The organism is Streptomyces sp. CC208A (genome assembly GCF_030010625.1).
Taxonomy (GTDB): domain Bacteria; phylum Actinomycetota; class Actinomycetes; order Streptomycetales; family Streptomycetaceae; genus Streptomyces.
Window position 1 is genome coordinate 215,285 of the sequence record NZ_JASCXN010000005.1, and the last position, 13,889, is coordinate 229,173.

Below are 13,889 nucleotides of genomic sequence, written 5' to 3' on the forward strand. Positions count from 1 at the left end.
CCGCCGTGCACCCTTTCGGTGCAGCGGGCTCTCCAGTGACTACTGCGTGCTGTTCACCCGGGTTGTGTATGGATGCTTCCGTGACAAGGCGGGCAGACCACGAGGGTTCTGCGTCGCTTCTTGAGCATCAGTTGCGCCCATGCGGGCTGTTCTCCTGCGCTTCTCAGCTCTGCGAGGGAGCGAACTTGGTGTACTTGCACCTCAGTTCGACTCTCGCAGAGTTCGCACTGTCCGCGTCGCAGCCGGTCGATGAGTTGGCTGCCGCGCGGGCGGCTGCGTGGTGTGAACAAGGTGGACGGGAGGTCGTCGAGGACGGCCGTCCGTTTCCGGGTGAGGGGAATGCCACCGAACCGTGCGATCAGTGGTTTCCTGCCCTCGCGTTCGATCCTGGCCTCGAAGCACCTGCGTGGTCCCTGGGGTGTCCTGATGGTTGTTTTGTAGCGGTTGGCCATCGTGGTCACCCGTGACCGGTGCCGGGCGGCCAGGGTCTTGAGCATGGAGGTCAGCATGACCCCCTTGAGTCGGTCGAGTCTCCAGACGTCGCCGGCCAGCAGGTAGTACTGAACGATGCCCCGGTACTGCGCTCCGTAGATGCCGATGATGTCGAAGGGTGTGCAACTCGTCAGCAGGAGCAGGTGTGTGGGTTTTCCACGGCGGAGAAACGGGGCGCATTTGGCCTTGATCACGTCCTTGGGAACGCGGAGTTGGATCTTCCCGTTGATGGAGCGGAGGCCGCGATTGACGCGACCGCCCCGGGAGACCTTTTCGTCCGCGTGCTGGACGGTGATCTCGTAGCCGAGAAAGCGGGCCGCCTGGGTGCGGCCGTGGGTGATCAGCGTCTTTTCCTGGTTCAGTTCCAGCTTGAGGTCGTCGCGCAGGAACGCGGCCAGGCGCTGTTTGATCGTCTCGGCTTCGGCCTTGGGTCCGGTGAACCCGAGGAGGTGGTCGTCCGCGTAGCGGATGTAGCGCAGCCTCCGGTAGCCCGGGTCATGTGGATCTCCGGCCGGATGACGGCGTAACTCCTTTCGCCATTGGCGGACTTGAGCGGACTCGGTGTTCTCCTTCCTGTAGGCGAGCCGCTTCCTGGCAGCCCCGATCGCATTCTCCAGCTCCTTGTAAGCCGGGTTCTTTCGGCGGGTTTTCCCTCGGGTGTATTCCGGGATGAGAACTGTCTCGACGAATGTGTCCAGCCGGTCCATGTAGATGTTGGACAGGAGTGGGGAAAGCACACCGCCTTGCGGGGATCCCGACAGTGTGGCGTGCCATCTCCAGTCCTCCAGGTATCCCGCCTTCAGCATCTGTCGGATGAGGCGGAGGAACCGGTTGTCGTGGATCTTCTCCGACAGGATGGCCAGCAGGATCTCGTGGTCCAGCGAGCCGAAGCAGTCGGAGATGTCTCCTTCGATGAACCAGGTTGTCCCGGTCCAGTTGTATGTCACCTCGGACAGTGCCGTGTGACAGCCCCGACCGGGGCGGAAACCGTGGGAGCGGCCGGAGAAACGCGGCTCGTAATACGCCTCCAACAGAAGGCGGATCACTTCGCCGACGATTTTGTCCGACCAGGACGGCAGGCCGAGCGGACGCGTTTTCCCGTTGGATTTCGGAATATGGACGCGCCGCACCGGGCGGAAGCGGTAACGCTCGTGGCGCATGGCTTCGACGATGCGCCCGATCTTGGCTTCGGACATGCCATCCGCGGTTTCCCCGCAGGCTCCGGGTGTCATCGCGCCACGGTTGGCGTAGATGCGCCCGTAGGCCAGTAGATACAGGTTCGGATTGAACAACTGTCGATACAGTTCATCACACGGCAGGCTCCGCCTGCCGCGTTCACGCAGGACATCAAGCACCGTTTCGGCGTTCTGCATTACGCATACCTCCCAGCATCGTGATGTCCGATCACCTGGCCCCCTTCGCCCTGCGGACGGCTTTCCCGTCCTCCTTGGCAGGTCGTGACTCCTGCGACTACTACGGGGCCTCCGTCACCTTGGGGCTCACGCCCTTTAGGTGATCCCATGTTCGTCTCTGTTGTACGTATCTAGCGCGACTTAGGCGCCCCACTCATCTCCTTGAATTCCCTCACTGGGAATCAGTCCGCGCCTCGAAGGTTGCGATGGATACGCAATCACTCCACCGCAAGGCACGACATCGGTGTCAGGTATGTTTCCGATGGATGCCAGCCATTTCATCCCTTGGAGATTGGGGTTCAGGCAGTACAGCTTTCGCCATATCGCGCGGGTCCCTCAACGCATCACTTCCATACCTGAACGTGATCGTTGATTTCCTGGCATGCTGCTGTCCCCTTCACCTTTCGGGTCCAGGTAAGCCATCAGACCCAGAAACCTCCCTTCAGTTCCTCCCGGTTGAACCGGGGATACAACAGAGCGCCTCATGGCGCACCGGCGTTGGCGGCGAGTTCGGCGGTGATCTGCACCGCTCGTTCGGACACGCTGGGTGACACCTGCCAGGCGGTCAGCCGCTCGGCGACGAGCAGGCGGGCGAGGCGGGCGCCTCGGCGGGTGGAGGACAGCTGCTGGGCGAACACCCGTACGGTAGAAGCCTGGTGGGGCGCAGTCGTGTGCATGGGGCCAGCGTGGCGGGCGCACGGTGGCCCGCTCCAGGAGCGAGGCCCGTACGCTGCGTCAGCGTACGGGCACGTGCGGTGGACGGCGGGGCGGCGTACGCGTCACGCTGAGTGCTGCCGACCGTGGGTACGGGGTCGGCGTACGGGCGCGTCGGGAGGTGGCCGCGGTGGCGGAGGACGTCGAGAGCGTGACGGACGGGGTGGAGGAGGCCGACGAGGCCGACGAGCAGGGGCGGGAGCCTGATCCGTCGGACAGTCTGCGGACCTTCGGGGCCGTCGTCCAGGCCCTGCGGGAGCACGCGGGGCTCAGCAGGGCCGAGTTCGCGGAGCTCGTACGGTTCTCCAAACACACCGTGGAGTCGGTGGAGTTGGGGCGGCGGATGCCGGACGAGGCGTTCGTCGACCGGGGGGACTCGGCGCTCGGGAACACAGGGGCCCTGCGGAGGTCCGCACCGTTCCTCAGCCGGGCCGAGGCCGGGCTCGCGGTGTGGTTCCGGCGGTGGGCCCGCCTTGAGAAGGTGGCGGTGAGCCTGTACACGTACGAGTGCCGGCTCGTGCCGGGGCTTCTGCAGTCGGAGGCGTACGCGCGGGCGGTGTTCGACAACAGCATCCCGCTGCTGACGGAACGGCAGTTGGAGACCCAGCTCGCCGCGCGTCTGAAGCGGCAGAAGATGTTGCACGAGCGGCCGACCGTCCCGTTCCACTTCATCGTGGAGGAGCATGTCTTCCGGCGCAGGCTGGGCGGGGCCGAGGTGCAGCGGAGCATGCTGGACCTCGTCCTTGAGTTGAGCGCACCGCGCAACGTGACCTTGCAGGTGGTGCCCGTGGAGGCCGAGTTCCACGGGTGCCTGGACGGGTCGGTGCGACTCCTTGAGACTCCGGACGGGCGGCGGCTCGGGTACTCGGAAGGGCAGCAGAACGGGAGGCTGATCTCCGAGGCGAAAGAGGTGCGTCTGCTCCACCAGCGCTATGACACACTGCGCTCACAGGCCCTCAACCCCAAGGAGTCGCGGGGCCCGTTGGAGCGTCTGCGAGGAGAGCTATGAGTACGACCGAACTCGCCTGGTTCAAGTCCAGCTACAGCGGAACCCAGGGCGACGACTGCGTCGAGGTCGCCGTCACTTCGCGGGCCGTCCACGTCCGGGACTCCAAGGACGTGGAGCGCCGGCCCTTCGCGGTCGGACGCGAGGGCTGGGCGCGGTTCGTGTCGTTCGCCTCGGAGGGCTGAGCCGCCCACGGCCCCCGAAGCGGCCGGCGCCGCCCCTCCCCCGCCTCCAGGGCCGTACGGTCACGCTGTTGCTCACGGCCGGGATTCATCCGCGCGCCTCTGCCGGGTCCGTGCGGGGATCCACGGCCTCACCCGGCCCCTTCCGCTCCGCCGCCCTCGGTGGAGCGGAAGGGGCCGGGGGCGTGGTCCGGCGGCCGGGGTGCGAACGGCGGCGGCGGTCGAGGTGGAGGCCGGTCAGGGCCAGGGCCGCGGTCAGGGCTCCGGAGGTGAGGAGCTGGGGGCGGGTGGTGGGGGACAGGGCCATCAGGACCATCAGGACGGTGATGGCGGCGATCACCGCGCGCGTGGTGGCCGGGAAGCCGCGGGTGCGGAGCACCAGGGTGCCGGCGCGTTCCAGGGAGCGGCGCAGGACCAGGTGGGAGCAGGCCAGTGCCAGCCACATGAACAGCATCGCCGCGCCCATCACCTTGGCCAGGAGCGGGAGGGCCGCGCCCGGGGCCACGGCCTCCGGGACGACCGCGGCGAAGCCGACGGCCGAGGCGGCGGCCACCGCGCGGGCCGGTATCCGGCGCCGGGTGCGGCGGGTCAGGGGGCGGGGTGCCTCGCCGCGTTCGGCTAGGGAGTGCAGCATGCGCGAGGTGCCGTACAGGTTGGCGTTGAGGGCGGAGAGCAGGGCCACGAGGATCACCGCCTGGGTGATCACGTCCGCGTGCGGGATGCCGAGGCGGACGAGCGCGGCGACGTACGGGCTCTCGCCGGGGCGCGCCGACCGCCAGGGCAGGAGCAGCACGAGGACGAGCACCGAGCCCAGGTAGAAGAGGGCGATGCGCCAGATCGCGGTACGGACCGCGGTGCGGATGCTGCGGCCCGGGTCGTGCGACTCGGCCGCCGCCATGCCGATGACCTCCATGCCGCCGAAGGCGAAGACCACTCCCAGGAGCGCCGTCACGATGCCGGAGAGGCCGTGCGGGGCGAAGCCGCCGTCGCCCGCGAGGTGCGCCAGACCCGGTGAGGGGGTGCCGGGCAACAGGCCGAGGAGGGCCGCGGCGCCCAGTGCGATGAAGGCGAGGACCGCCAGGACCTTCAGCGAGGCGAACCAGAACTCGGCCTCGCCGAAGGTGCGCACATCCGTCATGTTCACCATGGTGAAGACCGTCATCGCGGCGAGCGTGAAGACCCAGGAGGGCACGGACGGCCACCAGGCGTGCAGGATCGCCGCTCCTGCGAGGGCCTCCACCGCGATGGCGACCGCGGTGACCCACGTGTACAGCCAGCCGGTCGTGAACCCGGCCCACGGCCCCAGGGCCCGGTGCGCGTAGACCGAGAAGGATCCCGACTCCGGCAGGGCCGCGGCCAGTTCGCCCAGCATGCGCATGATTGCGAGGGCGAGCACGGCGGCCAGCAGGTACGAGACGAGCACCGCGGGGCCGGCCGCGGCGAGCCCGGCGCCGGTGCCGACGAAAAGGCCGGCGCCTATCACGCCGCCGAGGGCGAGCATCGCCAAGTGGCGGGAGCGGAGCGCTGCTTGGGCGGTGCGGGAGGGCGGTGGCGTCACGGGTTTCCTTGTGCAAGGGGTTTGTTGGCGGGGTCTCGGTTGACCAGCGTGGATCAATCTGTGTTAGAAAAGCTATCAGCGTTCACAAGTCGCGCTAGCGTTTAGGCAGCAACAAGATTCGCACTACAGTGCGAAGGGGGAACCATGCCTGCACCGTCCATCACCCATGCCCGCGGCACGACCGCGGGCCGCGCGCCCGCGGATCTGCGGGACGTCATGCGCCGCTATCCCACCGGTGTCACCGTCCTCAGCAGCGGCAGCGAAGAGTCCGCGGTGGCCATGACCGTCAACGCGTTCACCTCGGTCTCGCTCGACCCGCCGCGCGTCCTGGTCTCCGTCATGAAGACCGCCCGCGCGCACCCCGTCATCACCGCCAGCGGCCGGCTCGGGATCCATCTGCTCGCCGCCCACCAGGGCGACGTGGCGCGCCTGTTCGCCTCCCGCGAGAAACCGTCCGGGCGCACCCTGGGGGCCTTCCTCGACCGCTCGGCAGAGGGGCACGACGTGCTGCCCGGCGCCCTGGCCTCGCTCGCCTGCGAGGTCGAGGACACCTACCCCGGCGGGGACCACAGCCTCTTCCTCGCCCGGGTCCTGCACACCACGTGCTCCGAAGAGCCGTACGACGCCCTGGTGTTCCACCAGGGGCGCTTCACCCGCGCTGCCGCGGGCCGGAGTTGAGCCCGGACGCGGGCGCGGGCAGGGGGACCCGTACGGCCGGCGGCACGCCCGCGGAGACCCGTACGCCCGACCACACGCCCACGGCCGCCGGTCCCGTCACCGGTCCCGTCACCGGTCTCGCCGCCGTCCGCGGTGCCGTCGCCGTGGACGCCGACACCGCGCCGGCCATCGCCCGCGCCACCCACGAACTGCTCGCCGCGCTGCTGGCCGCCAACCGCCTCGAACGCGCCGACCTGGTCAGTCTGGTGTTCACCCAGACGCCGGACCTCACGGCCACCAACCCCGCGCTCGCCCTGCACGAGGCGGGCTGGGACCTGCCCGCGCTCTGCGCGCAGGACGCCGCCTTCGCCGGGGCGCCCGCCCGCACCCTGCGGGTGCTCGCCCACCTCCGCTGGGACCGGCCCGGCCGGCCCGTCCCCGCCTACCTCGCGGGCGCGGCACCGACCCGTCCCGGCGCCTGAGCCGAGCCCGAGCCCGGCGCCTTCTTCCCTCCCCGCACGCCCCGTACGCCGTCGTCCGCGTACGCACCCTCCGAGGATTCGCCATGCCAGAAACCGCCACCCGCCCCGTCCTCGACGCGGTCCTCGACACCGTCGCGGCCGCCCTCGGCCCCGATCACGTGATCCGCTCCGCCGGCGGTGCCGCCGGGCCGCTGCCCGCCGAGGCCAACGTCTCCGCCTTCGCCGCCCGCCCGCTGCACGCCGTCCTGCGCCCCGGCAGCACCGAGGACGTACGGCTCGTCGTCCGCGCCTTCGACGCGCACGGCGGCAGCCGCGCCGGCCTGCCCGGTCTGCACGCCGTCTCCACCGGCCGCAACTGGGGCCTGGGTTCGAAGGAACCGGCCGCGGGGCCCGTGGTCCGCCTCGAACTCGACCGGCTCGACGCCGTCCGCGCCCTCGACACCGACGCCGGGTACGCCGTCGTCGAACCCGGCGTCACCCAGGCCGCCCTCGCCGCCCGGCTCGCCGGCACCGGCCGCATGCTCAACGTCACCGCCTCCTCCGGCCACACCTCCCTCGTCGGCAACCTCGTCGACCGGGGCGTGGGCCTGCGCCGCCAGCGCACCGAGGACCTGCTCGGCCTGGAGGCCGTGCTCCCCGACGGCCGCCTGGTGCGCACCGGCTGGTGGCCGGGCACCACCGCGGGCGCCGCCGCCAACCCGTACGGCCTGGGCCCCAGCACCCTGCACCTGTTCACGCAGTCCCCGCTGGCCGTGGTCACCGCCGCCGTGGTCCGGCTGCTGCCGCGCCCCGAGGCGCAGCGCGTGGTCCGGCTCTCCTTCGGCCGCGAGCGGCTGTCCGAGGCCGTGGACCTGATCCGCCGCTGGCGGGCCGGGAACGTGGTCTCCGGCGTCGTGAAGATCTACGACACCGCCTCCACCGCCACCTACGGCGGCGAGCGCGGCCACGGCTACCTCGCCCACCTGTGCGTGGACGCCACCGCCGGCACCCTCGACGCCCTGGCCGGCGCCCTCGTCGAAGAGGCCCGCGCCACCGGCCTGTTCGACCGGATCGCGGCCGGTGAGGAGCCCGCCGCCGACGACACCGTCTCCAAGGTCGTCCAGGCCGCCTACGCGGGCTCGGTCGAGTTCAACGAATCCATGCTCGCCTCCGCCACCGGCACCTCCGCCGACCTCGTCGACACCGAGGGCAACGGCTGGCTGTTCTTCCTGCCGCTGATCCCCTTCACCGGCACCGACGTCTCCCGCGCCCTGGCCCTGCTCGACACCGTCCACGCCGAGACCGGCATCCGGCCCGGCGCCACCGTCAACGCCCTCGACGCCGACGTCATCGACCTGGTCGTCTCCTTCCCCTTCGACCGGGCCACCCGGGCCGAGGCCGCGCACCGCGCGCTCGACCGGGCGTACGCGCTCTTCGCCGACTCCGGCTGGGCGCCGTACCGGCTGGACTCCGCGCACGGCGGCTGGGGCCGCGCCCACGCCCCGGACGCCGCCGGCGCCGGGCTGGTCCGTGACATCGCCGACCTCGTCGACCCCCACCGCACGTTCGCGCCCGGCCGCTACCTCTGACCACCCCCCTCACCGAAGGACCCAGCCATGACCACGACCACCGAAGCCACCCCCGCGCACGTCCCCGACACCGCGGAGGCGATCCTCGCGCACGCCCGCACCCTGGTCCCGCTGCTGCGCGAGGCCGGCCCCCGCATCGAGGCCAACCGCACCCTGCCCGAGGACATCGTCGCCCTGCTGCGCGGGGGCGGTGTCTTCCGCGCCGCCATGCCCAAGACGTGGGGCGGCCCGGAGCTCACCTCCATGCAGCAGTGCGAGCTGATCGAGACCCTCGCCACCGGCGACGCCTCCACCGCCTGGTGCGCGATGATCGGCATGGACTCCGGCATCTACTCCGGCTACCTCGACGACGAGGTCGCCCGCCGGATGTACCCCTCGCTCGACCTGGCCAACTCCGGCTGGATCTACCCGCAGGGCCGCGCCGTGCGCACCGAGGGCGGCTACCGGCTCACCGGCCGCTGGAAGTTCGGCTCCGGCTCCGCCCACTGCGACTGGCTCGGCGCCGGCTGCCTGATCGTGGACGAGGACGGCAACCCCGAGCCCGACCCGGTCTCCGGCGAGCCCACCCACTGGCGGGTGCTGATCTCGCGGCCCGACGCCTACACCTTCCACGACACCTGGCACACCACGGGCCTGGCCGGCTCCGGCAGCCAGGACTACTCCTGCGAGGACCTGTTCGTCCCCGAGGAGCGCTCCTTCAGCTTCTCGGACCCGCGCCGCACCGGCCCCCTGCACAGCAGCCCCGACGCGATCCTGCGCAAGATGCCCGGCATCCCGCTCGGCGTGGCCCGCGCCGCCCTCGACCACGTACGCGAGCTGGCCGCGCACCGCACCGACCGCGAGACCGGCACCCCCTGGGCGCGGGACCACCGCGTGCAGAGCACCATCGCCCGGCTGGAGGGCGAGCTGCTCGCCGCCCGCTCCGGGGTGTACGCCAGCCTGACCCGCCAGTGGGACGCGCTGGCCGGCGGCACCGAGCTGACCGACGACGCCCGGGTGGCCACCGCCATCGCCCGCCGGCACGCCTTCCGCACCGCCCGCGACATCGTCCAGACCCTCTTCGACCTGGTCGGCGGCGCCTCCGTCTACAAGCCCTCGCCGCTGGACCGCTGGCTGCGCGACGCCTGGACCATGAACCAGCACGCGGTCGCCCAGGACTCGATCCTCCAGCTCACCGGCAACGTGCTGCTCGGCGGGAAGTCGACCAGCCCCTTCTTCTAGGCCGGCCCGTCCTTCCCGACCGGCCCGTCCTTCCCGACCGGCCCGTCCTTCCCGACCGGCCCGTGCTTCCCGACCGGCCCGTTCCCGTCCGTTCCAGAGAAAGGTTTCCCGACCCATGGCTCCCACGGCTCCCACGGATCCCGCGGGCCGCATACGCGTCGTGCTGTTCTCGGAGGTCAACTCCAAGCTCGGCTCGCCGTTCCTGAGCATGCTCCACGGCCACCCGCAGGTCGACCTGGCCGCGGTGGTCACCTCCCCGCAGGGCAAGCGCTGCTCGTACTTCACCGACGACCCCGAGCAGGTCGACCTGGTCACCCAGGGCGCCGCGCTCGGCGTGCCGGTGCTGCGGCCCGCCTCGGTCAACCGGCCCGCCTTCGTCGATGAGTTGGAGGGCTACGGCGCGGACTACTTCCTCGTCGCCAACTTCCAGCAGATCCTGCGCGAGCGGCTCCTCTCGGTCCCCCGGGTCACGGCGGTCAACTTCCACCCCTCCCCGCTGCCCGCCTTCGCCGGCCTCTCGCCCTTCTACTGGATGATCCGCGAGGGCGCGACCGAGTCCGCGGTCTCCGCCATCGAGATGGCGCCCGTCCTCGACAGCGGCGACCTGATCATGCAGCACCAGGTGCCGCTGACCGGCCGAGAGACCGCGATCGAGCTGCGCACCGCCCAGGAGCGGGCCAACGTCCTGATGCTCCTTGAGCTCATCCCGCGGCTCGTCGACCGCGATTACCGGCCGATCCCCCAGGACCCGTCGCTGCGCTCGTACTTCGGCCGCCCCACGGACTCCGACCTGCGCCTGGACTTCCGTCTGCCGGCCGCCGTCGTGGCGCGGCACGTCCGGGCCGGCTACCGCTCGCCCGGCGCCTGGACCGCCGACGAGGCCGGGCGCCGGGTGCGGATCCTGTCCGCCGAGCCGGCGCCCGCCGACGCGCCCGGCCGGCCGCCGGTGCCTGGCCTCGTCGTGCACGGCGCGGAAGGCCGGGTCTTCGCCGGCTGCGCCGACGGCTGGCTGGAGGTGCTCACCACCGAGTGCGACGGCCGTGAGGCCGCGGCCGGCGGCACCGGCCAGCTGCCCGACGGCACCCGTCTGCTCCCGCCGCACACCCCCGCCCCGGCCGGCCGGGTCCCCGTGCCCGCCCCGGCTCCCGTACCCGTCCCCGCTCCCTGAGGTCCGTACCCCATGTCGCTGAACGAACAGCTCCACGGCGAGCACCCGCCGACGCTCGGCAAGGTGCTGCACATCCCCGCCGGCCAGGGCCCCTCGGTCTGGCTCAACGGCGACGTCTACACCGTCAAGGTCGACACCGCGCAGTCCGGCGGGACCATCACGCTCCTGGAGGCATCCGTCCCGCCCGGCGGCGGCCCGCCCGCCCACGACCACCGCAACGAGGACGAGGCCTTCTACCTCCTCGAAGGCGAGCTGGAGTTCTACGCCGACGGGCGGACCTACGACGTCCGGGCCGGCGACTTCGTCTTCGTTCCCAAGGGCACCGTGCACCGCTTCCGCAACAAGGGCCTGCACGCCGCCAAGCAGTTGCTGATCTTCACCCCGAGCGGCTTCGAGGAGTTCTTCCTCCAAGCCGGCACCGAGGCCCGCCCCGGCGAGCCCATCCCGGTCTTCGACCCGGCCGACAACCCCCGGGCCAAGGAGATCGCCGAGGCGCTCGGCTCGTACCAGATCGCCGAGTCGCCCCGGCCGCCGGTGTCCGGTCCGGCCCTCACGGATCTCACGGATCTCACGGATCTCACGGATCTCACGGACGGGGTCTGAGCCGTGCCCTTCGCGATCTACGTCCTGGGCCTGGGCATCTTCACCATGGTCACCAGCGAGTTCCTGGTGGCCGGGCTCATGCCCCAGCTCTCCGAGGACCTGGGCGCCGGCATCCCGCAGATCGGCTACCTGGTCTCCGTCTACGCCGCCGCCATGGCCGTGGGCGGGCCCCTGCTGACCGCGCTCCTGCTGAAGCTGCGCCAGAAGACCGCCCTGCTCTTCCTGTACGTCGTCTTCCTCGCCGGCCAGGCGCTCGGCGCCCTCGCCACCGACTACGCCCTCATGGTCGCCGCCCGTCTGGTCACCGGAGCCGCCTCCGGCGCGTTCTTCGGCGTCGCGCTCGCCGTCTGCGTACGCGTCACGGGGCCCGAGGTGCGCGGCCGGGCCACCTCCATCGTGCTCGGCGGCCTGATGGTCGGCACCGTGCTCGGCCTGCCGCTCTCGCAGCTGGCCGGGGAGCGGTACGGCTGGCGGTTCGCCTTCTGGGCGGTGGCCGCCCTGGCCGCGCTGGCCCTCGCCGTCACCTGCGGCGCGGTGCCGGCCCTGGCCAAGGAGGAGACCGGCGGCGCCGGCGGCTCCGTCCGGGCCGAACTGGGCGCGTTCCGCAACGCCCGGCTGTGGGCCGCCTTCGCCACCAGCATGCTGATCATCGGCGCCACCTTCGCCGCCTTCTCCTACTTCGTGCCGATCCTCACCGACGTCACCGGCTTCGCCGCGGGCACCGTCCCGCTGCTGCTTGTGCTCTACGGCGCCGCCACCGTCGTCGGCAACGCCGTCGTGGGCCGGCTCGCCGACCGCCACACCCTGGCGGTGCTCGGCACCGGCCTGGCGCTGAACACCGTGTTCCTGACGGTGTTCGCGCTCGGAGCGGGCAGCGCGGCGACGGCGCTCCTCGCGATGACGGGCATCGGGCTCGTCGGCGTGACCATGAACCCGGCGATGGTGACCCGGGTGATGCGCACCGCCAACGACCGCCCGCTCGTCAACACCGTCCACACCTCCTTCATCACCCTCGGCGTGGTCGTCGGGTCCTGGGTGGGTGGCATCGGCGTCGCGCACTGGGGCCTGCGCGCCCCGCTGTGGACGGGCGCGGCCATGGCCGTGCTCGGGCTGCTGACGCTGCTGCCCGAGGCCCTGCGCCGGACCGCCCCTTCCGCGCCCGCCGCGGACTCCCCGCTCCCGACCACCGAAAGGCCGAGCCGTGTCTGACCCCACCACGCCGTCCCCCGCGCAGGACCGGGTCGCCCTGGTGACCGGCGCCAGCCGTGGCATCGGCGCCGGAATCGCCCGCCGGCTGGCCGCCGACGGGATCCGGGTGGCCCTCACCTACACCCGGGGCGCCGCGGCCGCCGACGAGGTGGTCGCCGCGATCGGGCGGGCGGGCGGCGAGGCCCTCGCGATCCGGGCCGACGCCGCAGGACACGAGGGCCCGGCCGCCGCCGTGGAGGCCGCCGTCGCGCACTTCGGCCGCCTCGACATCCTGGTCAACAACGCCGGGTACATGGACCTCAGCGGGGCCGAACTGACCGACGTGGCCCCCGAGGTGGTCGACCGCACCCTGCACGTCAACGTGCGCGGCGCGCTGCTCACCGCGCAGGCCGCGGCCCGGCACCTGCCCGAGGGCGGCCGGATCGTGAACATCGGCTCCTGCGTCGGCGAGCGGGTGCCGGGCGGCGGGATGACCCCGTACGCGGTCAGCAAGGCCGCGATCCTGGGCCTGACCCGGGGTCTCGCACGGGACCTGGGGCCGCGCGGGATCACCGTCAACCAGGTCAGCCCCGGTCCCGTCGACACCGACATGAACCCGGCCGACGGCCCCTCGGCCGACTTCCAGCGGGCCGGCACCGCGCTCGGCCGCTACGGCGCCCCGGCCGACATCGCCGAGGCGGTCGCCTATCTCGTCTCGCCCGGCGCCGCGTTCGTCACCGGCGCCACCCTCGCGGTGGACGGCGGGGCCACCGCCTGACGTACGCGCTCCCGCGAAGGGGCCGGGCCGTCGCGGGACGGCCCGGCCCCTTCCCCGTGCGGAGGTCGGGTAGCGGGGTGCACGGCGTAAACCGTCAACGAATTACCGCCCATCACGGAATGTCTGGCAGTAATTCGCAGGGAATTACTCGCCAAGACCCAGCATTTCGATGATCGCTTCGACTTCGCGGCGATACACCTGGGACGGGTCGACGATCTGCTGGCCGAGGTGGCCGAACACCTCCAGCATCACCGGTCCGTACATCCGCCCCCAGATCCGCAGGGTCACGCCGAGCGCCTGCGGCGGCAGGTGCGGGAACCGCTCCCGGGCCGGGGCGGCCAGGGACTCCTGGAAGTCGGACCACCGCGCCTCGTCCTCGCGGATCGCCGCCGGCACGTGGTCCCAGGCGCCGGCCACCACGTCGAGCAGCGCCATGCAGCATCTCCGCGCCGCCTCCGTGACGTCCGCCGGCGGGCTGAAGCCGGGCAGGCCGTCGCCGTAGATCAGCCGGAACGCCTCCGGGTTCGCCACCGACCAGGTGCGGAACGTGTCGCAGACCGCGCGCACCCGGCGGCCCGCCTCCTCGGGCGGGAGCGCGGCCAGGGCGGCCTCGTGGGAGTCGGCCAGCTCGTTGTAGGCGTCCGCCGCGAGGGTGGAGATCAGCTGGTCACGGGTGTCGAAGTAGCCGTACAGCGCCGCCGCCGTCATGCCCAGCTCGCGGGCGATCCCACGCAGCGTGATGCCCGCGGGGCCCGACTCCGCCAACGCCTTCAGGGCGGCTTCCTTGATCTCCGCGATCGTCTGCTGGCGGAGCCGCGCGCGACGGGTGGGCTTGGTTTCCATGCTGTCGTCCTCCAGGT

14 protein-coding genes are annotated in these 13,889 nt (G+C 71.8%); 10 read left to right on the forward strand and 4 right to left on the reverse strand.

The window, feature by feature from the left end:
* Positions 1–53: 53 nt before the first annotated feature.
* Both QK442_RS08740 and QK442_RS08745 read right to left on the reverse strand, forming a co-directional pair.
* Positions 54–1,865 (reverse strand): reverse transcriptase/maturase family protein, encoded by a 1,812-nt coding sequence (locus QK442_RS08740; protein WP_282693292.1) that lies wholly within the window; start codon positions 1,863–1,865, stop codon positions 54–56.
* 521 nt (positions 1,866–2,386) lie between these two features.
* Entirely contained in the window at positions 2,387–2,581 is a 195-nt protein-coding gene (locus tag QK442_RS08745) for a hypothetical protein (RefSeq protein ID WP_349239636.1), read from the reverse strand.
* A gap of 188 nt (positions 2,582–2,769) precedes the next feature.
* On the opposite strand from QK442_RS08745, the gene QK442_RS08750 reads away from it, so the two are divergent.
* Together QK442_RS08750 and QK442_RS08755 are read left to right on the forward strand one after the other, a co-directional pair.
* Entirely contained in the window at positions 2,770–3,627 is an 858-nt protein-coding gene (locus QK442_RS08750; RefSeq protein WP_282693389.1) for a helix-turn-helix transcriptional regulator, read from the forward strand.
* Complete coding sequence (locus tag QK442_RS08755) at positions 3,624–3,809, forward strand: DUF397 domain-containing protein (protein ID WP_282693293.1); 186 nt, start codon at positions 3,624–3,626, stop codon at positions 3,807–3,809. The genes QK442_RS08750 and QK442_RS08755 overlap by 4 nt, the downstream gene beginning before the upstream one ends.
* An 85-nt stretch (positions 3,810–3,894) precedes the next feature.
* On the opposite strand, the gene QK442_RS08760 is transcribed toward QK442_RS08755, so the two are convergent.
* The gene (locus QK442_RS08760) at positions 3,895–5,364 is read right to left on the reverse strand and encodes an amino acid permease (RefSeq protein WP_282693294.1); all 1,470 of its coding nucleotides are present in this window, start codon (positions 5,362–5,364) and stop codon (positions 3,895–3,897) included.
* 144 nt (positions 5,365–5,508) lie between these two features.
* Here QK442_RS08760 and QK442_RS08765 point away from each other — a divergent pair, with 144 nt between their 5' ends.
* The 8 genes from QK442_RS08765 to QK442_RS08800 all read left to right on the forward strand — a co-directional run bounded on the left by QK442_RS08765 (position 5,509) and on the right by QK442_RS08800 (position 13,029).
* Complete coding sequence (locus QK442_RS08765; protein ID WP_282693295.1) at positions 5,509–6,042, forward strand: flavin reductase family protein; 534 nt, start codon at positions 5,509–5,511, stop codon at positions 6,040–6,042.
* On the forward strand, positions 6,039–6,503 hold the full coding sequence (locus QK442_RS08770) for a chorismate mutase (RefSeq protein WP_282693296.1): 465 nt from the start codon (positions 6,039–6,041) through the stop codon (positions 6,501–6,503). Before QK442_RS08765 ends, QK442_RS08770 begins: the two co-directional genes overlap by 4 nt.
* 83 nt (positions 6,504–6,586) lie before the next feature.
* Positions 6,587–8,071 carry an FAD-binding oxidoreductase gene (locus QK442_RS08775; RefSeq protein ID WP_282693297.1) on the forward strand — a complete coding sequence of 495 codons (1,485 nt, stop codon included), beginning with the start codon at positions 6,587–6,589 and terminating at the stop codon, positions 8,069–8,071.
* A gap of 27 nt (positions 8,072–8,098) precedes the next feature.
* Positions 8,099–9,292, forward strand: coding sequence for an acyl-CoA dehydrogenase family protein (locus QK442_RS08780; protein ID WP_282693298.1), 1,194 nt, complete (start codon positions 8,099–8,101; stop codon positions 9,290–9,292).
* A gap of 115 nt (positions 9,293–9,407) precedes the next feature.
* On the forward strand, positions 9,408–10,460 hold the full coding sequence (locus QK442_RS08785) for a formyltransferase family protein (RefSeq protein WP_282693299.1): 1,053 nt from the start codon (positions 9,408–9,410) through the stop codon (positions 10,458–10,460).
* A 12-nt stretch (positions 10,461–10,472) separates the two neighbouring features.
* Positions 10,473–11,063: a quercetin 2,3-dioxygenase gene (locus QK442_RS08790; protein WP_282693300.1), complete on the forward strand. Its 591-nt coding sequence runs from the start codon at positions 10,473–10,475 to the stop codon at positions 11,061–11,063.
* 3 nt (positions 11,064–11,066) lie between these two features.
* A complete protein-coding gene (locus tag QK442_RS08795; protein ID WP_282693301.1) occupies positions 11,067–12,272 on the forward strand; it encodes an MFS transporter in 1,206 nt (401 codons plus the stop codon).
* The gene (locus QK442_RS08800) at positions 12,265–13,029 is read left to right on the forward strand and encodes an SDR family oxidoreductase (RefSeq protein WP_282693302.1); all 765 of its coding nucleotides are present in this window, start codon (positions 12,265–12,267) and stop codon (positions 13,027–13,029) included. The genes QK442_RS08795 and QK442_RS08800 overlap by 8 nt, the downstream gene beginning before the upstream one ends.
* A 144-nt stretch (positions 13,030–13,173) precedes the next feature.
* Here QK442_RS08800 and QK442_RS08805 read toward each other — a convergent pair whose 3' ends face one another.
* On the reverse strand, positions 13,174–13,872 hold the full coding sequence (locus QK442_RS08805) for a TetR/AcrR family transcriptional regulator (protein ID WP_282693303.1): 699 nt from the start codon (positions 13,870–13,872) through the stop codon (positions 13,174–13,176).
* Positions 13,873–13,889: the final 17 nt, after the last annotated feature.